16 protein-coding genes and 2 tRNA genes are annotated in these 18,341 nt (G+C 59.2%); 8 read left to right on the top strand and 10 right to left on the bottom strand.

Annotation, left to right across the window (positions count from 1 at the left end; genetic code table 11):
• The first annotated feature begins 140 nt into the window (after window positions 1-140).
• Window positions 141-1,250, top strand: coding sequence for a M14 family metallopeptidase (locus tag CKW15_RS26415; protein ID WP_095152957.1), 1,110 nt, complete (start codon window positions 141-143; stop codon window positions 1,248-1,250).
• Between the two features lie 286 nt (window positions 1,251-1,536).
• Here CKW15_RS26415 and CKW15_RS26410 read toward each other — a convergent pair.
• Together CKW15_RS26410 and CKW15_RS26405 are read right to left on the bottom strand one after the other, a co-directional pair.
• Window positions 1,537-1,613, bottom strand: a tRNA-Met gene (locus CKW15_RS26410).
• A 116-nt stretch (window positions 1,614-1,729) separates the two neighbouring features.
• Window positions 1,730-3,787, bottom strand: coding sequence for a methyl-accepting chemotaxis protein (locus CKW15_RS26405; RefSeq protein ID WP_095152956.1), 2,058 nt, complete (start codon window positions 3,785-3,787; stop codon window positions 1,730-1,732).
• A 332-nt stretch (window positions 3,788-4,119) separates the two neighbouring features.
• Between CKW15_RS26405 and CKW15_RS26400 the strand changes: the two genes are divergently transcribed.
• Window positions 4,120-5,337: an MFS transporter gene (locus CKW15_RS26400; protein WP_095060023.1), complete on the top strand. Its 1,218-nt coding sequence runs from the start codon at window positions 4,120-4,122 to the stop codon at window positions 5,335-5,337.
• 151 nt (window positions 5,338-5,488) lie between these two features.
• Here CKW15_RS26400 and ychF read toward each other — a convergent pair whose 3' ends face one another.
• The 8 genes from ychF to CKW15_RS26360 all read right to left on the bottom strand — a co-directional run bounded on the left by ychF (window position 5,489) and on the right by CKW15_RS26360 (window position 12,405).
• Complete coding sequence (ychF, locus tag CKW15_RS26395; protein ID WP_095060021.1) at window positions 5,489-6,589, bottom strand: redox-regulated ATPase YchF; 1,101 nt, start codon at window positions 6,587-6,589, stop codon at window positions 5,489-5,491.
• Between the two features lie 22 nt (window positions 6,590-6,611).
• A complete protein-coding gene (gene pth / locus CKW15_RS26390; protein ID WP_008037207.1) occupies window positions 6,612-7,196 on the bottom strand; it encodes an aminoacyl-tRNA hydrolase in 585 nt (194 codons plus the stop codon).
• 169 nt (window positions 7,197-7,365) lie between these two features.
• Window positions 7,366-7,965, bottom strand: coding sequence for a 50S ribosomal protein L25/general stress protein Ctc (locus CKW15_RS26385; protein ID WP_056726277.1), 600 nt, complete (start codon window positions 7,963-7,965; stop codon window positions 7,366-7,368).
• Window positions 7,966-8,107: 142 nt separating this feature from the next.
• Window positions 8,108-9,049, bottom strand: coding sequence for a ribose-phosphate pyrophosphokinase (locus CKW15_RS26380; RefSeq protein WP_003171603.1), 942 nt, complete (start codon window positions 9,047-9,049; stop codon window positions 8,108-8,110).
• Window positions 9,050-9,094: 45 nt separating this feature from the next.
• Window positions 9,095-9,169, bottom strand: a tRNA-Gln gene (locus CKW15_RS26375).
• 36 nt (window positions 9,170-9,205) lie between these two features.
• The gene (gene ispE / locus CKW15_RS26370; RefSeq protein WP_095060019.1) at window positions 9,206-10,057 is read right to left on the bottom strand and encodes a 4-(cytidine 5'-diphospho)-2-C-methyl-D-erythritol kinase; all 852 of its coding nucleotides are present in this window, start codon (window positions 10,055-10,057) and stop codon (window positions 9,206-9,208) included.
• 1 nt (window position 10,058) lies between these two features.
• Window positions 10,059-10,676 (bottom strand): lipoprotein insertase outer membrane protein LolB, encoded by a 618-nt coding sequence (lolB, locus tag CKW15_RS26365; protein ID WP_095152955.1) that lies wholly within the window; start codon window positions 10,674-10,676, stop codon window positions 10,059-10,061.
• A 4-nt stretch (window positions 10,677-10,680) separates the two neighbouring features.
• Window positions 10,681-12,405 (bottom strand): tetratricopeptide repeat protein, encoded by a 1,725-nt coding sequence (locus tag CKW15_RS26360; protein WP_095152954.1) that lies wholly within the window; start codon window positions 12,403-12,405, stop codon window positions 10,681-10,683.
• 323 nt (window positions 12,406-12,728) lie between these two features.
• On the opposite strand from CKW15_RS26360, the gene hemA reads away from it, so the two are divergent.
• From hemA to CKW15_RS26330, 6 genes are all read left to right on the top strand, one after another.
• The gene (hemA, locus tag CKW15_RS26355) at window positions 12,729-14,018 is read left to right on the top strand and encodes a glutamyl-tRNA reductase (protein WP_095060013.1); all 1,290 of its coding nucleotides are present in this window, start codon (window positions 12,729-12,731) and stop codon (window positions 14,016-14,018) included.
• A complete protein-coding gene (gene prfA / locus CKW15_RS26350) occupies window positions 14,015-15,097 on the top strand; it encodes a peptide chain release factor 1 (protein WP_095060011.1) in 1,083 nt (360 codons plus the stop codon). The genes hemA and prfA overlap by 4 nt, the downstream gene beginning before the upstream one ends.
• Window positions 15,098-15,928 (top strand): peptide chain release factor N(5)-glutamine methyltransferase, encoded by an 831-nt coding sequence (gene prmC / locus CKW15_RS26345; RefSeq protein ID WP_095060009.1) that lies wholly within the window; start codon window positions 15,098-15,100, stop codon window positions 15,926-15,928.
• The gene (locus CKW15_RS26340; protein WP_095060007.1) at window positions 15,922-16,677 is read left to right on the top strand and encodes a molybdopterin-synthase adenylyltransferase MoeB; all 756 of its coding nucleotides are present in this window, start codon (window positions 15,922-15,924) and stop codon (window positions 16,675-16,677) included. The genes prmC and CKW15_RS26340 overlap by 7 nt, the downstream gene beginning before the upstream one ends.
• Window positions 16,670-17,461 carry a glutamate racemase gene (gene murI, locus CKW15_RS26335; protein ID WP_095152953.1) on the top strand — a complete coding sequence of 264 codons (792 nt, stop codon included), beginning with the start codon at window positions 16,670-16,672 and terminating at the stop codon, window positions 17,459-17,461. The genes CKW15_RS26340 and murI overlap by 8 nt, the downstream gene beginning before the upstream one ends.
• A gap of 124 nt (window positions 17,462-17,585) precedes the next feature.
• Window positions 17,586-18,104 (top strand): acyloxyacyl hydrolase, encoded by a 519-nt coding sequence (locus CKW15_RS26330; RefSeq protein ID WP_095152952.1) that lies wholly within the window; start codon window positions 17,586-17,588, stop codon window positions 18,102-18,104.
• Window positions 18,105-18,341: the final 237 nt, after the last annotated feature.

Raw genomic sequence — 18,341 nt, 5'->3', positions numbered from 1 at the left:
CAAGATCAATGGACTTTAAAGGCCGGCCGGGAGTGACGCAAACCGGTTCCTGTGCTGAAGTACTTTTGTCCTTCATGAGCGGTGGGATTTTCTGTAGGGTCGTTTGCACCAGGCAGCCAGAAGATCAACAAGAGGCAGACATGCAGACCGAGTTCCCAACCCAGCCCAGCTATCGCACCCAGCGCGAACAGTTTCTCGCGGCTGCGACCGATGCTGGCGCGACGCTGACCGAGTATCCCCATCCGCTCCAGGGGCCGTTCGGCGAATCCTTGAGCACCGATGTCGCGGTGCTGGGAGATCCAGCGGCCAAGCGGCTGCTCATCGCGTTGAGCGGTACCCACGGGGTCGAAGGTTTCTACGGTTCGGGCTGTCAGACCAAATGGTTGCAGGAGCTGGGCAAGCGTTCCTTACCGACGGATGTCGCCGTGGTGATGATCCATGCGATCAACCCTTGGGGCATGGCGTGGCTGCGTCGGGTCAACGAAGACAACATCGACCTCAATCGCAATCACCTGAACTTTCAGTGCCCGCTGCCGGACAACCAGGCCTACAACACGCTGCATGAAATCTACGCCTGCGCGCAATTGCACGGCCCCGAGCGTGAGCGTGTCGATGCCTTGCTTGACGAGCAAATCCAGCAACATGGCTGGGCGGCGGTGATGTCGATTGTCGAGGGCGGGCAGCATGCTCATTCCGATGGCCTGTTCTACGGCGGGCTGGCGCCGAGCTGGTCGAACCGCACGCTGCACCAGATCATGCAAAAGCACATGGCCCACGCTGAGGCCGCGATGTGTTTCGACTTGCACACGGGCGCGGGTGAGTACGGTCATCCGATGTTGCTGACCATCACTGAGTCCACGTATCCGGGGCTGAAGGATGCGCAGGCGATTTACGGGCCGTGGCTCTACAGCTTGCAAACCGGAGCCGACACCACGAGCGAAACCGGGGTGGCTGCAACAGCCACCGGTTACACCTCACAGGCGCTGCTCGATGCGCTGCCGCAAGTGCGGCTGATGCCGTTTGTCATCGAGTGCGGGACCTACCCGGGACCGGACGTTCATCGGCATCTGCGTGATGATCACTGGCTGCATCTGCATGGCAACCCGAGTGACGCCGTGGGGCGTGCAATCAAGCTGAACCTGTTGGAGCAGTTCTATCCCGCCGACAGCGATTGGCAGGCAATGGTCTGGCTGCGGACCTGGCAGATCTGGGAGCGGGCGTTGTCGGCATTGCCGACTGTCCGTCGCTGATTCGATTCAAGGCTCGATCACTGCGGTGCCGGCTTGCCTGGCACCGCAGTTCATCACGCCGGCGGCGATGCTTGCGGTCGAATTGCAGGCTTTATCGAACGCCTTCGCGGGCAATGATGTTTCTGCTGCCACGGGGGGAGGGGACTTGCCCCTGTCTGCCTTGGCAGCCATTCGAAATCCGATGCGATAACTTCAATACGGCGGCACAGGATTTTCTGTCGCCGCAGCGTACTTTTCTCGAGGCATAAAAAAACGGCTTACCTTTCGGTAAGCCGTTTTTAGTACTTGGTGGCTACACAGGGACTTGAACCCCGGACCCCAGCATTATGAATGCTATGCTCTAACCAACTGAGCTATGTAGCCAAGTGGCGCGCATTATTCACCGGGAACGGGGATGCGTCAAGCACAAATCTAAAATATTTCTCTACGCTTTCAACCGCTTATCCTCCTGATCCGAAAAAACAGCTCGGAGCAGGGCATCAATTGAGCTGAAATCTCCCCGTATTGGCACTCAAGGCCTTGCTGCCATGGCTCAACGTATCCGCTGCCTGGTTCACCGCACGCGCACCTTCGAGCAGACGTAGCGCCGCTTGATCGACTTGCTGGATGTTGCTGCTGACCTCATCGGCCGTGCTGGCTTGTTCCTCTACCGCCGTGGCGATCTGCGCCAGGGTGTCGGTGACGCTCTGCACGGCGCTGGCGATTTCCCCCAAACGTTCGCCAAGACCGGTCACCGCTTGTGCATCGGATTGTGCCTGGCCACAAGCGGCTTCCATCAGGCTGACGGCTTCGTTCACCGTGTTGCGCAGGCTATCGACGGTGCCGGCAATCTGCGCGGTCGACGATTGCGTACGTTGCGACAGGCTGCGCACTTCATCGGCCACCACCGCAAAACCGCGACCCTGTTCACCAGCGCGTGCCGCTTCAATAGCGGCGTTCAACGCCAGCAGATTGGTCTGCTCGGCGACGCCGCGAATGGTGTCGACCACCAGTTGAATCTGTTGCCCTTGCTCACTGACCCGGCCGAGCGCCGCGGCCGTTTCGTTCAGGCGTTGATTGAGCTGCTGGATGCTCGCGGTAGTGCGTTGACTGTCTCGGCTGCTGTCAGCGGCAATGCGGCGGGTATTCTGAGCGCTGCCGGAGGCCTGTTCACAACTGTGCGCCACGCCTTGAGAGGTCGCGGCCAATTGCGTTGCTGCAGCGGCAATCTGGCTGATCTGCAATTGCTGGGCTTCGACTTCACCCAAAGCATCGCTGGAATGATGATTGAGGGTTTGCACCGCGTTGCTCAATTGCAGGGTTTCGTGATCCACCCCTTGCAGACTGGTACGAAGTTGCACCACGGCGACGTTCAGGGCGGTGCTGATGGCCGCCAGTTCGTCCCGGCCCTGAACGGGCACCTGCACGCTCAGATTGCCGTCGCGCAAGGCTTCAGCGAGCACGGTGATGCCGCTGGCGCTGCGCCGGATCGACGCCTGCAAGCAGATGAACAGATACAGCGCTGCCAGCAGCAGGCAGCCTAACGTGGTCGCCACAACGATGAACTGACGGATCGCCGAGTCATGGTAAAAATCCAGGCGTTGATCCAGCGACACCAGCGACTGCTGGCGTAGCGAGGCGAGGTCAGCGAGCAACGCATCGAGACTGCGCTCGAAGTCGTCGGGCTTGAGGGTGATGCTGCCGCCGAAGACGCCGTCATCAAGAACCTTCAGGCCTGCATCAAGGTGTTTGAGACTGTCCTGATACTGCCCGCTCCAGGTTTGCAGCTCGTCAGGCAACCGCGCTTCGAGCAACCCCGCCGTTTTGACCAGCTGTTCCCGTGCGTCGCCAATGCGGCTGCGCAAGTCGCGCAATTGCAAACGACTTTGCAGGGTGAACTGCCCGGACACCACTGACGCCTGGCCCACCGCTGCCAAGCGACCGACACGCTCGATCAGGTCCGGTGCGTGCTGGGTGGAAATCTGCGTCAGCAAATACGTTTCCAGCCACGGCGCGAGCGTCAGGCGGTTGTCCATCACGATCTGTTCGCGCAATGCTTGCAGGGCGCTCAAGGCGCGGGTGAAGCGATCATAACCGTCCGGCCACCAACCCACGCTGCCGAGGCTTTTCGAGTCGAGGCCGGCGAGGGCGGTTTGCAGGGTTTGGTAGCGGGTCAGGATTTCGTTTTCGGCACCTTCTGTTTGCAAGGTGTTGCCCAGCTCCGAGGTGGCTTGAGTGACAGCGGGCTGAACGGCATCAAACGCGGCCATCGCAGCGAGTGTCGCGGGCGTTGGTTGGCGATTGGTTTCAGTCGCGCGCCAACGGGCGGCACGATCGCGTTGGGCGGAGAGCAGATTGTCCAGCGCATCGAGCGCGAGCAGCTGGCGTACCCCGGCGCGTTCGCCGCTGATCAGGTTCAGTTTGTCGCGGTAGTCCAGGCCGATCATCCACAGGCTGCCGGCCAGTGGCAGGATAAACAGTAGAAACAACAGCTGAAATTTGCGTGCGAAGCCAAAACGCCCCAGCAGCCCGATCCCCGGTGATAAAAAAGCCTGCATGCCCCATGACTCCTCTGGACACCACGCACCATTGGCGTGCGCCGTGGTCATTGCGATCCCCGGCTAGTGCCCTTTAAAAGGCCTCGAAAGTTCACCCTCGCCAGCTCTGTAGGCCGACTCTGTGGCGAAACTTCCCATTCTCGGCCCCCTTTGTAAGGAGGCCGCGTTGAAGCAGACAAGCAAGGCAAGATTCAGACCATGGCACTGCGCTACTAGCTATTGCGAAGTGAAATACAAGGTCGTTAGCAGGCTAAGGGGATGGCGTTGCTGCACTGAAAAATGGCACATTGGCGACCTGCCCGTTTGCACCCCTCTGTTGTTTGGAAACTTTCATGGCTATCAGCAATGCCCAGACCGGTTCAGTGCCGGCGTCCGCTTCTCCTCAAAGCAGCCCTTTGGTCATGCGCATCATCGGCGCGGTGGCGCTGGCGCATTTGATCAACGACTTGATTCAGTCAGTGCTGCCGTCGATCTATCCAATGCTCAAAGCCAACTACGGCCTGACGTTCACCCAGGTCGGGCTGATCACCCTGACGTTTCAACTGACCGCCTCGCTGCTGCAGCCTTGGGTGGGCTACCACACCGACCGCCATCCCAAGCCGTGGCTACTGCCGGCCGGGACCGTCTGCACCTTGGTCGGGATTGTGATGATGTCGGTGGTCGGCAGCTTCCCGATGATCCTGCTCGCGGCAGGGTTGATCGGCATCGGCTCGTCGACCTTTCACCCGGAAGCGTCCCGTGTGGCGCGACTGGCCTCGGGCGGGCGCTTCGGGTTGGCGCAATCTACTTTTCAGGTGGGCGGTAACGCGGGGTCGGCACTCGGTCCATTGCTGGCGGCGGCGATCATCATTCCTTACGGCCAGGGTCATGTGGCGTGGTTCGGGTTGTTCGCGGTGTTTGCGCTGTTCGTGCTGTACCGCATCAGTCGCTGGTACGCCGATCACTTGAACCTGTTCAAGCTAAAGCAGGGCCAGGCGGCGACTCACGGCTTGTCCAAGGGGCGCGTGACCAGTGCGCTGGTGGTGCTCGGGTTGCTGGTGTTCTCCAAGTACTTCTACATGTCCAGCCTCACCAGTTACTTCACCTTCTACCTGATCGAGAAATTCGACCTGTCGGTGGCCAGTTCGCAATTGCACCTGTTCCTGTTTCTCGGCGCGGTGGCGGCGGGAACCTTCTTCGGTGGGCCTATCGGCGACAAGATCGGGCGTAAGGCGGTGATCTGGTTCTCGATCCTCGGCGTCGCGCCATTCACGTTGTTGCTGCCCCATGTCGACCTGTTCTGGACCAGTGTTCTGAGCGTGGTCATCGGCTTTATCCTCGCCTCGGCGTTCTCGGCGATTGTTGTGTACGCCCAGGAACTGGTGCCGGGCAATGTCGGGATGATTGCCGGGATATTCTTCGGTTTGATGTTTGGTTTTGGCGGGATTGGCGCGGCGTTGCTGGGGCATCTGGCGGATATTCACGGCATCGAGTACGTGTATTTCCTGTGTTCGTTTTTGCCGTTGCTGGGCGTGCTGGCGATTTTCCTGCCTAGAACAAAAAAAGCCTGAATCACCCTGTAGGAGCCGGCTTGCTGGCGATAGCTGCGCTGCGGTCTACCTGACACCGCGTTATCGTTCTTCGCCAGCAAGCCGGCTCCTACAGGAATTCCATGCAAGAAAAAGCCGCGTATCAAACGCGGCTTTTTCTTGGGCGTGTGGCTTACACGTTGAAACGGAAGTGCATCACGTCGCCGTCTTTAACGATGTAGTCCTTGCCTTCCAGACGCCATTTACCGGCTTCTTTGGTACCGGCTTCGCCCTTGTACTGGATGAAGTCGTTGTAGGCGATCACTTCGGCGCGGATGAAGCCTTTTTCGAAGTCGGTGTGGATCACGCCAGCGGCTTGTGGTGCGGTGGCACCGACGCGGACGGTCCAGGCGCGGACTTCTTCGACACCGGCGGTGAAGTAGGTTTGCAGGTGCAGCATTTCGTAACCGGCGCGGATCACGCGGTTCAGGCCAGGCTCTTCGAGGCCCAGGGCTTCGAGGAACATGTCTTTCTCTTCGCCGTCATCGAGCTCGGCGATTTCCGCTTCGATCTTGTTGCACACGGGTACAACCACGGCGCCTTCTTCTTCGGCGATGGCGCGAACAACGTCCAGGTGCGGGTTGTTCTCGAAACCGTCTTCAGCGACGTTGGCGATGTACATGACCGGTTTGGTGGTCAGCAGGTGGAAACCCTTGATCACCGCTTTCTCGTCGGTGCTCAGGTTCTTCATCAGGCTGCGCGCAGGCTTGCCTTCCGTAAAGTGAGCGATCAATTGCTCCAGCAGGCCTTTCTGGACCACTGCGTCCTTGTCACCGCCCTTGGCATTGCGCGCGACTTTCTGTAGTTGCTTCTCGCAGCTGTCGAGGTCGGCGAAGATCAGTTCCAGGTCGATGATTTCGATGTCGCGTTTCGGATCGACGCTGTTGGAGACGTGAATCACGTTCTCGTCTTCGAAGCAGCGGACCACATGGGCGATGGCATCGGTTTCACGGATGTTGGCCAAAAACTTGTTGCCCAGGCCTTCACCTTTCGACGCGCCGGCAACCAGGCCCGCGATATCGACGAATTCCATGGTGGTCGGCAGGATGCGCTTCGGATTGACGATGGCTGCCAAGGCTTCCAGGCGCGGATCCGGCATTGGCACGATGCCGCTGTTCGGCTCGATGGTGCAGAAGGGGAAGTTCTCGGCCGCGATACCGGATTTGGTCAGGGCGTTGAACAGGGTGGACTTGCCGACGTTAGGCAGGCCGACGATGCCGCAATTGAATCCCATGGTGTTTCCCCTCGGATAAGAGTCAGGCCTTCTGGCTGTGCAGGTTTTTCATCGCGCGGTTCCATTCCCCGGCGAGGATATCCGGCAGCACGCCGAGGGCAAAGTCGATGCTGGCATCGAGTTTTTCCTGTTCGGCGCGTGGCGCACGACCCAGGACGAAATTTGAAACCATACTGGCGACGCCCGGGTGGCCGATGCCAAGCCGCAGACGGTAGAACGTATTCTGATTGCCCAGTTGCGCAATGATGTCGCGCAACCCGTTATGACCGCCATGGCCGCCGCCCTGCTTGAGCTTGGCAACGCCGGGTGGCAGGTCGAGTTCGTCATGTGCCACGAGGATTTCTTCAGGCTTGATGCGGAAGAAACCGGCGAGTGCCGCGACGGCCTGGCCGCTGCGGTTCATGTACGTGGTGGGAATCAGCAGACGAACATCCTGACCCTGGTGCGAGTAGCGCCCGGTCAGGCCAAAATATTTGCGGTCCGCCACAAGGTTTACGCCTTGTGCGTTCGCGATGCGCTCAACAAAAAGGGCCCCTGCGTTATGCCGGGTCTGTTCGTATTCAGCACCTGGATTACCCAGGCCAACGATCAGTTTGATGGCAGTCACGATAGGGGCCCTTCCTTGGAGTGGTGGATAACATCGCCGCAATCAGGGAGAGCGGCGAAAGTGGACGAAAATTGCTCATTTACCATGATGTAAACTCCGCGTTCTCGCCCGCTTTCTCGCTACGCTCTAGTCCGCGATGTTTCCGATCACTCCGGCGTACAGAGTAAAATTACTCTGCAGCGCCTTCTGCAGCTTCTGGAGCAACACGTGGAGCGTGGACGTTGGCAACAGCCTTGTCATCGCCGTGTGCCAGAGCAACAAACTCAACGCCTTTAGGGGCTTTGAGGTCCGACAGGTGAATGATCGAACCGATTTCAGCGTTAGCCAGGTCGACTTCGATGAACTCAGGCAGATCTTTCGGCAGGCAGGAAACTTCGATCTCTGCAACAACGTGCGAGATTTCGCCGCCTTTCTTGGTCGGTGCTTCTTCGTTGATGAAGTGCACTGGAACGATAGCGGTCAGTTTCTGGCCAGCGACTACGCGTACGAAGTCAGCGTGCATCACGTGGCCTTTGGCCGGGTGACGCTGCAGGGCTTTGATCACGACGTTCTGCTTGGTGCCACCAACGTTCAGCTCGATGATGTGGCTGTAAGCCGCTTCGTTTTCGAGCAGTTTGGCAACTTCTTTGGCCAGCATGCTGATGGATTCAGGGGCTTTTTCGCCACCGTAAACTACAGCTGGAACCAGGGCGGCGAGACGACGCAGGCGGCGGCTCGCACCTTTCCCCAGGTCGGAACGCACTTCAGCATTCAGGGTAAAATCGTTCATGTTGTATCTCCAAAATAACCACACTCGCCCCAGCGTTTGCGACCAGCGCTAAAGGCGATATGGGCAAAAAAGCCCCGCCCCGACAGGAATGCCGGGGCGGGGCGCTTTTCGTCAACGAGACATTTCGAGAAGGGCAGGGCCCTTAGCGGAACATCGCACTGATCGATTCTTCATTGCTGATGCGGCGGACCGCCTCGGCAACTACCGGTGCGATATCCAGTTGGCGGATACGCGCACAGGCTTGTGCTGCAGCGGACAGCGGGATGGTGTTGGTCACCACCAGCTCGTCCAGCACGGAATTTTCAATGTTTTCGATCGCCCGACCGGACAGCACAGGGTGCGTGCAGTAAGCGAAAACCTTGGCAGCGCCATGCTCTTTCAAGGCCTTGGCCGCGTGGCACAAAGTGCCGGCGGTATCGACCATGTCATCGACCAGAATACAGGTACGCCCTTCGACATCACCGATGATATGCATCACTTCAGAGTGATTGGCTTTCTCACGGCGTTTGTCGATGATCCCGAGATCTACGCCCAGGGATTTGGCAACGGCACGTGCACGCACGACGCCACCAATGTCCGGGGATACGATCATCAGGTTTTCGAAGCGCTGATCTTCAATGTCATCCACCAGAACCGGGGAGCCGTAGATGTTATCTACCGGAATATCGAAGAAACCCTGGATTTGGTCAGCATGCAGATCAACCGTGAGAACACGGTCGATGCCGACTACGGTAAGCATGTCAGCAACGACTTTCGCGCTGATAGCCACACGTGCGGAACGCGGACGGCGATCCTGACGGGCATAACCAAAGTAAGGAATAACAGCAGTGATACGAGTAGCCGAGGAGCGGCGGAAGGCATCAGCCATCACTACCAGTTCCATCAGGTTATCGTTGGTCGGAGCGCAAGTCGGCTGAATAATGAAGACGTCTTTACCGCGGACGTTTTCATTGATCTCGGCTGTGATTTCGCCGTCGGAAAACTTGCCGACAGAGATGTCACCGAGAGGGATATGCAGCTGACGTACGACACGTCGAGCCAGATCGGGGTTAGCGTTCCCCGTAAAGACCATCATCTTGGACACGCGCAGTACCTAGAGGCTGAGGGTAACCTGGATGAGTATAGAAAATGGCAGGGGCGGCTGGATTCGAACCAACGCATGGCAGGATCAAAACCTGCTGCCTTACCGCTTGGCGACGCCCCTGTATCTGTTGCAACGATTACCCAGTAATCGATTCCTTTAGAGCAGACTTTGCAGCTTGCGATGCAACATCGAAACGTTGCTTCCTTTTGCTACAAACCCTGTAAGGGTCTCTGTAAGAAGGGCCGAGACTTTATCAGCTTCAGCTTTGCTTGGGAAGCCCCCAAACACACAACTTCCAGTTCCGGTGAGTTTTGCTTCGGTAAATTTACCTAACAAATTCAAAGCGTTACGTACTTCTGGGTAACGCCTTGTTACCACCGGCAAGCAGTCATTTCGACTGTTTCCCTTGGGAACGGGGCGCACTTTAATGGGAGGAGTGTTACGTGTCAACAACGGATCTGAAAAAATTTCTGCCGTACTAACAGAGACTTGCGGTACGAGCACGAGATACCACGGTTCTTCCGGGTCGACAGGGGTCAGTTTCTCGCCAACACCTTCGGCGAAAGCCGCATGGCCACGCACGAAAACCGGAACGTCGGCGCCCAGTGTCAAACCCAGTGCGGCCAGCCGGTCCTCGTCCCAGCCCAGGTGCCAGAGATGATTGAGTCCGAGCAGCGTCGTTGCCGCATTCGAACTGCCGCCACCGATGCCGCCGCCCATGGGCAGGATTTTCTCGATCCAGATGTCGACGCCCAGCGAGCAACCGGATTGTTCCTGAAGTTGTCTGGCCGCTTTGACGATCAGGTTGCTGTCGTGGGGGACGCCCTCGAATTCGGTGTGCAGTTGAATGACACCGTCATCGCGTCGTGCGTAGGTGATTTCGTCACCGTAATCGAGGAACTGAAACATCGTCTGCAATTCGTGGTAGCCGTCTTCACGGCGACCGAGAATGTGCAGCATCAAATTGAGTTTGGCCGGGGAGGGCAGGGTCAGGCGGTTGGCCGGCATGTCATTGCCCCAGTTTGCGCGGTTGCCAGACCTTGACCACCAACGTGACATCAAGGTCGGTGCCGCTCAGCTTGATGCGCTCGGGCAGCCAGAAACCGTTTTGTTGCGTGTACGAGGTGTATTGGACCTTCCAGCCATCCTGTTCGAGGCTGGCCAGGCGACTGTCGGCATCCAGTGTCAGGCGACTTTTGCTGTCGGGAGCGGGGAGCCCACGCACCCACCAGGCCAGGTTGGACACCGGCAATTTCCAGCCCATCTGTTCTTCAAGCAGGATTTCCGGGTTCGGCGCCTCGTATCGCCCCTGATTGGCGACTTCCAGCGACACTTTTCCCGGGCGCCCGGTCAGGCGTGCCGCGCCGCGACCCAGCGGGCCGGAGAGGCGGATGTCGTAGTAATCCTGGCGCTGCAACCAGAACAGCGTGCCGCTGCCTGAATCCTTGGGGGCGCGAATGCCGATCTTGCCGTCGATCTGCCAGCCGTCGAGGCTGGTCAGCTGCTGTTTGTGCTCGCGCCAAAGGGCCGGGTTGCCGTGACCCTCGACCGATTCGCGTGGACCGATGCCCGCGCAACCGGCGAGCAGGGCGATGAAGCTGATAACGATGAAGTGGCGCAAAAACATGATTTTAAAGAGTCTCTGATCCGGTCAGGCGCTTGATGGTACCGCGCAGGGTTGGGCTGTCGGGTTGTTCCTTGAGGAATTTGCTCCAGACCTGTTTGGCTTCGCGTTGCTTGCCATTGGCCCACAGGACTTCACCCAGGTGAGCGGCGACTTCCTGATCGGGGAAGCGCTCCAGCGCTTGGCGTAACAGGCGCTCGGCTTCGTCGTAATTGCCCAGGCGGAAATTGACCCAGCCGAGGCTGTCGAGGACCGCCGGGTCTTCGGGATTGATTTTGTGGGCCTGTTCGATCAGGGCTTTGGCTTCGGCGTAACGCGTCGTCCTGTCAGACAGGGTGTAACCGAGAGCGTTCAGCGCCATGGCGTTGTCCGGGTCGCGTTTGATGATCTGCCGCAGGTCCTTTTCCATCTGCGCCAGGTCGTTGCGTTTTTCCGCCTGCATGGCCCGGGTATAGAGCAGATTCAAATCGTCCGGGTATTTCTCCAGGGCTTGTTGCAACACGTTCCAGGCCTTGTCGCCCTGATTGTTGGCGGACAGGGTTTCAGCTTCGATCAGGTACAACTGGATCACGTAATCCGGTTGTTCGTCGCGCTCTGCTGCCAGCTTGCGTTGGGCTTCGGCGGTCCTGCCGTTGTTCATCAGGATATCGGCCTGGCGCAATTGTGCCGGCAGGTAATCGTTGCCCGGGCCGACCTGGTCGTACTCGATCAGTGCGCCTTGCGGGTCGTTGCGCTCTTCAGCGATGCGACCGAGGTTCAGGTGTGCGGAGTCGACGTGGCTGTCCCGGGCAATCAAGTCTTCCAGGTAGCCTTTGGCTTCTTCCCATGCCTTGGCTTCGAGGCAAACCAGCGCCAGCGAATAACGCAAATCGTCGTCGTCCGGGTATTGCTGAACCAGGCTGGAGAATTCGGCTTTGGCGTCGTCCATGCGGTCCTGTTCGACCAGCATGCGTGCGTAAGTCAGGCGCAAGCGTTTGTCGTCCGGGTACTTCTTGATGCTTTTTTTCAGCAGCGGCAGGGCTTCGTCGCCGCGACCCATGGTCTGCAGCAGGCGTGCGCGCAGCAGGATCGGGGCGATTTCGCCATCGTCCGGCGGGTTGTCTTCGAGCAGGGTCAATGCGCCTTTGGCGTCGCCATCTTGCTGCATCAGCAAGGCCTTGCCGAAAATCAGCTGGCTGTTGTTCGGATGACGCAGCAGCAGTCGGTCGAAGCTGTTCTTCAGACCGGTGCGGGTATCCTGATCGGTGTCGGCCGCCGCAAGCGCGAGGAAGTCGAAATGGGTATCGCCCTTGCCCAGCAGGACTTTCTCCATATAGACCATGGAGTCGTCATAACGCCCGGCGCGTGCCAGTTGTACGGCCGCAGCGCGTTGCGCCTCGAGGTCGTTCGGGGCGTTTTTGGCCCAGATCAGCGCGCTATCGAGGGCTGCCTGATCGGCGCCAAGGTACTCGGCAATGCGAAATGCCCGCTCGGAAACGCCCGGATCCTGGGTTTTGATGGCCTGGGTCACATAGTTGTCCAGGGCAATGTCGAAACGATTGCGCTGGCCAGCCAGCTCCGCGCTCAGCAGGCTGAAGACGGTGTCTTCACTGAACGAGCTGTAGACCTTGGGCTTTTCAGGGGCCGGCGCGCTGTCTTCAGCCGGCGGCGTATCGTCGGACGAAACGGGAGCCAAGGCCTGGCAGCCGCTGAGGAAGACAAGAGCGAGGAGCAACGCGGAGGATCTATTCATATAGGAAGAGGACGACTAACCTGCGGTCGGATCATCATGACACAAGCTTTCGGCCAAACATAACCGCCCCGGCATTTTCCCGATGTTACAGGTCCCATGTAGGCGCTGCGGTAGGCTGCGATCTTTTGGCGTCTTCAAGTACGCCGAAATCAGGATCAAAAGATCGCAGCCTACGGCAGCACTACAGAAGCCCTGTCGTTCGGGTAAACGAGAACGGCTCGCAACGTCGACGTTGTCTACCAAGACGATAGAGATCGAGTAGTTGTTCTGTTTCCGTCGAAGTAGGACAATTGCCGGCTTCACGTCACCATCAGCGACTTTGAATGGCCTTCCTTGCACTCGGTATTAACCACAAGACTGCTTCAGTAGACGTCCGCGAGCGCGTGGCTTTTACCCCTGAGCAACTGGTGGAGGCCCTGCAGCAGCTCTGCCGACTCACCGACAGCCGCGAAGCTGCGATCCTCTCCACCTGCAATCGCAGTGAACTCTATATAGAACAGGATCACCTGTCGGCGGACGTCGTTCTGCGCTGGCTGGCCGATTATCATCATTTGAGCTTCGAAGAGTTGCGCCAAAGCGCTTATGTGCACGAGGACGATGCGGCAGTTCGTCACATGATGCGGGTCGCCTCCGGGCTCGATTCGCTGGTGTTGGGCGAGCCGCAGATTCTCGGTCAGATGAAGTCGGCCTATGCCGTGGCCCGTGAGGCCGGTACGGTCGGGCCGTTGCTCGGGCGATTGTTCCAGGCGACGTTCAATGCGGCCAAGCAAGTGCGCACGGACACGGCCATCGGCGAGAACCCGGTGTCCGTGGCGTTTGCGGCGGTAAGCCTGGCGAAACAGATTTTCAGCGATTTGCAACGCAGCCAGGCCTTGTTGATCGGTGCGGGCGAGACCATCACCCTGGTCGCCCGCCATCTGCATGACCTGGGTGTGAAGCGCATTGTCGTCGCCAACCGCACCCTGGAGCGCGCCAGCATCCTGGCCGAACAGTTCGGCGCCCATGCGGTGTTGCTCTCGGACATTCCGGCGGAGCTGGTACGCAGCGACATCGTCATCAGTTCCACCGCCAGCCAGTTGCCGATCCTGGGCAAAGGCGCGGTGGAAAGCGCGCTGAAGCTGCGCAAGCACAAGCCGATCTTCATGGTCGACATTGCCGTACCGCGCGATATCGAGCCGGAAGTCGGCGAGTTGGACGACGTTTACCTCTATAGCGTCGACGATCTCCATGAAGTGGTCGCCGAGAACCTCAAGAGCCGCCAGGGTGCAGCCCAGGCAGCGGAAGAGATGGTCTCGGTCGGTGCTGAAGATTTCATGGTGCGCCTGCGTGAACTGGCGGCGGTGGACGTGCTCAAGGCCTATCGTCAACAGAGCGAACGCCTGCGCGACGAAGAATTACAAAAGGCCCAGCGCTTGCTGGCCAACGGCAGCAGCGCCGAAGACGTGCTGGTGCAACTGGCGCGTGGCCTGACCAACAAACTGTTGCACGCTCCGAGCGTGCAGTTGAAAAAGCTCTCTGCCGAAGGTCGCCTGGATGCGCTGGCGATGGCCCAGGAACTCTTTGCCCTCGGTGAGGGCTCATCGGATAGCTTTTCGGATAAGAAACCGCAATGAAAGCGTCACTGCTCAATAAGCTGGACATCCTCCAGGACCGTTTCGAGGAATTGACCGCCCTGCTTGGCGATGGCGAGGTCATTTCCGATCAGAACAAATTCCGCACCTATTCCAAGGAATATGCGGAAGTCGAGCCGATCGTCGAAACCTATAAACAGCTGCTCAAAGTTCAGGGCGACCTCGAAGGGGCCCAGGCACTGCTCAAGGACAGCGACCCGGACATGCGTGAAATGGCCGTGGAAGAAGTTCGCGAAGCCAAGGAACGCCTGGTCGAACTGGAAGCCAGCCTGCAACGCATGCTGTTGCCCAAGGATCCGAACGACGGGCGCAACGTGTTCCTCGAAATCCGCGCCGGCACCGGCGGTGACGAGGCGGCGATTTTCTCCGGCGACCTGTTCCGCATGTATTCGCGTTACGCCGAGCGTCGCGGCTGGCGAGTGGAGATCCTCTCGGAAAACGAGGGTGAGCACGGTGGCTATAAAGAAGTCATCGCCCGGGTCGAAGGCGACAACGTCTACGGCAAGCTGAAGTTCGAATCCGGCGCGCACCGCGTGCAGCGGGTTCCGGCGACCGAGTCCCAAGGTCGGATTCACACCTCGGCTTGCACCGTGGCGGTACTTCCCGAACCGGACGAGCAGGAAACGATCGAGATCAACCCGGCGGACCTGCGGGTCGATACCTATCGTTCGTCCGGTGCTGGTGGTCAGCACGTCAACAAGACCGATTCGGCGATCCGTATCACGCACTTGCCGTCCGGCATCGTGGTCGAATGTCAGGAGGAGCGTTCGCAGCACAAGAACCGCGCCCGCGCGATGTCCTGGCTGTCGGCCAAGCTCAACGACCAGCAGACCAGCGCTGCGGCTAATGCAATTGCCAGCGAGCGCAAGTTGCTGGTGGGTTCCGGCGACCGCTCCGAACGCATCCGCACTTACAACTTTGCCCAGGGCCGGGTGACCGACCATCGGGTCAACCTGACGCTGTATTCGCTCGACGAAATCCTCGCCGGTGGCGTCGATGCGGTGATCGAGCCGTTGCTGGCCGAATACCAGGCCGATCAACTGGCGGCGATAGGTGAGTAAATGACAATCATCGCCAGTCTGTTGCGCGCTGCCGATTTGCCCGACTCGCCGACGGCGCGTCTGGACGCCGAATTGTTGCTGGCGGCGGCGTTGGGCAAGTCCCGGAGCTTCTTGCATACCTGGCCGGAACGCATCGTGCCGAGTGAGGCGGCGCAGACGTTTGCCGAGTATCTGCAACGCCGTCGCGGCGGTGAGCCGGTGGCCTATATTCTCGGCCAGCAGGGTTTCTGGAAGCTCGATCTGGAGGTGGCGCCGCACACGCTGATTCCGCGTCCCGACACCGAGTTGCTGGTGGAAGCCGCGTTGGAACTGTTACCTGCCACGCCCACCAAAGTACTCGATCTCGGCACTGGCAGTGGTGCAATTGCCCTGGCCCTGGCCAGTGAGCGTCCGGCATGGAAAGTCACGGCAGTGGATCGCGTGCTGGAAGCCGTGGCCCTGGCCGAACGCAATCGCCAGCGCCTGCACCTGAACAACGCCACGGTGCTCAGCAGTCACTGGTTCAGTGCGCTGGAGGGTCAGCGTTTTCAACTGATCATCAGCAATCCGCCGTACATCGCGGCGACCGATCCGCATCTGGTGGAAGGCGATGTACGCTTCGAACCGGAAAGCGCCCTGGTGGCCGGTGTCGATGGGCTCGACGATCTGCGTCTGATCGTCGCCCAGGCACCGGATCATCTGGAGGCGGGTGGCTGGCTGATGCTCGAACACGGTTATGATCAAGCCGAAGCGGTGCGCGATCTGCTACTGGCCCGCGGGTTTGAAGAAGTCCACAGCCGCACCGATCTGGGCGGTCATCAACGCATCAGTCTGGGGCGCCTGCCGTGCTGAATGATCAGGAATTGCTGCGCTATAGCCGGCAGATTCTGCTGCAACACATCGACATCGATGGCCAGTTGCGGCTCAAAGACAGCCGTCTGTTGATCATTGGCCTCGGTGGTCTCGGTGCGCCGGTGGCGTTGTACCTGGCCGCCGCGGGCATCGGTGAAATGCACCTGGCGGACTTCGACACGGTCGACCTGACCAACCTGCAACGCCAGATCATTCACGACACCGACAGTGTTGGCCTGAGCAAAGTCGATTCGGCGATCAAGCGCCTGACGGCGATCAATCCCGAGGTCCGGTTGATCGCCCATCGCACGGCGCTCGACGAAGACTCGCTGGCCGCGGCCGTGGCCGGGGTGGATCTGGTGATCGACTGTTCCGACAATTTCTCCACCCGCGAAGCGGTCAACGCCGCTTGTGTGGCCGCGGTAAAACCGCTGGTCAGCGGCGCGGCGATTCGTCTTGAAGGACAACTCTCGGTGTTCGACCCGCGCCGTCCCGAGAGTCCGTGCTACCACTGTTTATACGGGCACGGCAGCGAAGCTGAATTGACCTGTAGCGAAGCCGGCGTAGTCGGTCCTCTGGTGGGGCTGGTGGGCAGTTTGCAAGCGCTTGAAGCACTGAAGTTGCTGGCCGGTTTTGGCGAGCCGTTGGTGGGGCGTCTGTTGCTCATTGATGCTTTGGGTACACGCTTCCGTGAGTTGCGGGTCAAGCGTGATCCGGGGTGTAGCGTCTGTGGGTCGAAACATGCGTGAAGCGCCGATTGGCGTGTTCGACTCCGGCGTTGGTGGGCTCTCGGTGCTGGCCGAGATCCAGCGCTTGCTGCCCAACGAAACGCTGATGTACGTCGCCGATTGCGGCAACGTTCCCTACGGCGAAAAAACCCCCGAATTCATCCGGCAGCGTTGCAGCGTGATGGCTGAATTTTTTCAGCAGCAGGGTGCCAAGGCTTTGGTGCTGGCCTGCAACACGGCAACCGTTGCCGGCGTCGCCGACTTGCGACGCGACTATCCCGAGTGGCCCATCGTCGGTATGGAACCGGCGGTCAAGCCGGCCGCCGCCGCGACCCGCAGTGGCGTGGTCGGTGTGCTGGCCACCACGGGGACGTTGCAAAGCGCAAAGTTCGCCGCGTTGCTCGACCGTTTTGCCACCGATGTTCGGGTCATTACCCAACCGTGCCCCGGGCTTGTCGAGCTGATTGAAAATGGCGACCTGCACAGTCCGGCGCTGCGCCAGTTGCTGGCCTCATACGTCGAGCCGCTGCTCGCCGCCGGCGCTGACACGCTCATCCTTGGTTGCACCCATTACCCCTTCCTGAAACCGATGCTCAAGCAGATGATCCCCGCTGACATCAGCCTGATCGACACTGGTGCTGCGGTGGCGCGCCAGCTTCAGCGTCTGCTGGCCGAAGGCGAACTGCTTGCCGACGGGCCTGCGCGCGAGGCGCAATTCTGGACCAGTGCCGACCCGGTACATTTCAGAAATATCTTGCCGATACTGTGGAATACGTCCGGCATTGTGCGAAGCTTCGACAAGTAGGAAGTTTCCCGGGGGGGGAATGCGAAAAGACGGATGAACTTCTGATTAATCGCCGCCTTCTATAGCTTTGCAGGGTAAGGCAACAAAATAACCATACGAAATCGTTCGGAAAAGGAAGTTTCTAGTGAGGCGACTATTCTGCTTGGCCGCGATTGCGGCCGCACTGATGGGGCACAGTTTTACCGCTCAAGCGGCAGGTGTGGAGTTTGCGGTGGGGCAAACCGGCGAGTCGACCATGACCTATCGATTGGGGATGCAATTCGATTGGGACCAGAGCTGGTGGCAGAGCGACGTGGGGCGTCTGACCGGTTATTGGGACGGCGCCTACACCTATTGGGACGGTGAAGAGACATCCAGTAACCACAGCCTTTCGTTCTCGCCTGTGCTTGTTTATGAATTTTCCGGACAGAACGTCAAACCCTACATTGAGTTTGGGATTGGTGTGGCGGCGTTTGCCAGCACTGAAGTCGAAAGCAACGATCTGGGCAGCGCCTTCCAGTTTGAAGACCGCTTCGGTGTCGGCTTGCGCTTTGCGGGTGGACACGAAGTCGGGGTGCGCGCGACGCACTATTCCAACGCCGGGCTCACGACCCCGAACGATGGTGTAGAAAGTTACGCATTGCATTACACGATGCCGTTGTAGGCACCGGGCCAAAAAATGGTATGACCCCCTGTAGGAACGAGCTTGCTCGCGATGGCGATTTCAGATTCGGCATTGATGCTGACTGACGCATTGCTATCGCGAGCAAGCTCGCTCCTATGTATGGACTCGCCCCCACTGTCTACCTGCTTTTTAAACACTGCTACCCGGTTGCATCTATGTATAAGGCCTATTCGAGGAAGCCATCTTTGGCTTCTGGCCAACATTGGTTGAGCTCAC

This window comes from Pseudomonas sp. Irchel s3b5 (genome assembly GCF_900187435.1).
Classification (GTDB): domain Bacteria; phylum Pseudomonadota; class Gammaproteobacteria; order Pseudomonadales; family Pseudomonadaceae; genus Aquipseudomonas.
This window is presented reverse-complemented; position numbering and strand designations above follow the sequence as displayed.

Excerpts from the sequence above, each read along its gene's own strand:
- prfA (WP_095060011.1), top strand. The coding sequence starts at position 14,015 with ATGAAAGCGTCACTGCTCAATAAGCTGGACATCCTCCAGGACCGTTTC.
- hemA (WP_095060013.1), top strand. The coding sequence starts at position 12,729 with ATGGCCTTCCTTGCACTCGGTATTAACCACAAGACTGCTTCAGTAGAC.
- CKW15_RS26405 (WP_095152956.1), bottom strand. The coding sequence starts at position 3,787 with ATGCAGGCTTTTTTATCACCGGGGATCGGGCTGCTGGGGCGTTTTGGC.
- CKW15_RS26385 (WP_056726277.1), bottom strand. The coding sequence starts at position 7,965 with ATGAACGATTTTACCCTGAATGCTGAAGTGCGTTCCGACCTGGGGAAA.
- prmC (WP_095060009.1), top strand. The coding sequence starts at position 15,098 with ATGACAATCATCGCCAGTCTGTTGCGCGCTGCCGATTTGCCCGACTCG.
- CKW15_RS26415 (WP_095152957.1), top strand. The coding sequence starts at position 141 with ATGCAGACCGAGTTCCCAACCCAGCCCAGCTATCGCACCCAGCGCGAA.
- ispE (WP_095060019.1), bottom strand. The coding sequence starts at position 10,057 with ATGCCGGCCAACCGCCTGACCCTGCCCTCCCCGGCCAAACTCAATTTG.
- ychF (WP_095060021.1), bottom strand. The coding sequence starts at position 6,589 with ATGGGATTCAATTGCGGCATCGTCGGCCTGCCTAACGTCGGCAAGTCC.
- CKW15_RS26400 (WP_095060023.1), top strand. The coding sequence starts at position 4,120 with ATGGCTATCAGCAATGCCCAGACCGGTTCAGTGCCGGCGTCCGCTTCT.
- CKW15_RS26360 (WP_095152954.1), bottom strand. The coding sequence starts at position 12,405 with ATGAATAGATCCTCCGCGTTGCTCCTCGCTCTTGTCTTCCTCAGCGGC.
- lolB (WP_095152955.1), bottom strand. The coding sequence starts at position 10,676 with ATGTTTTTGCGCCACTTCATCGTTATCAGCTTCATCGCCCTGCTCGCC.
- murI (WP_095152953.1), top strand. The coding sequence starts at position 16,670 with ATGCGTGAAGCGCCGATTGGCGTGTTCGACTCCGGCGTTGGTGGGCTC.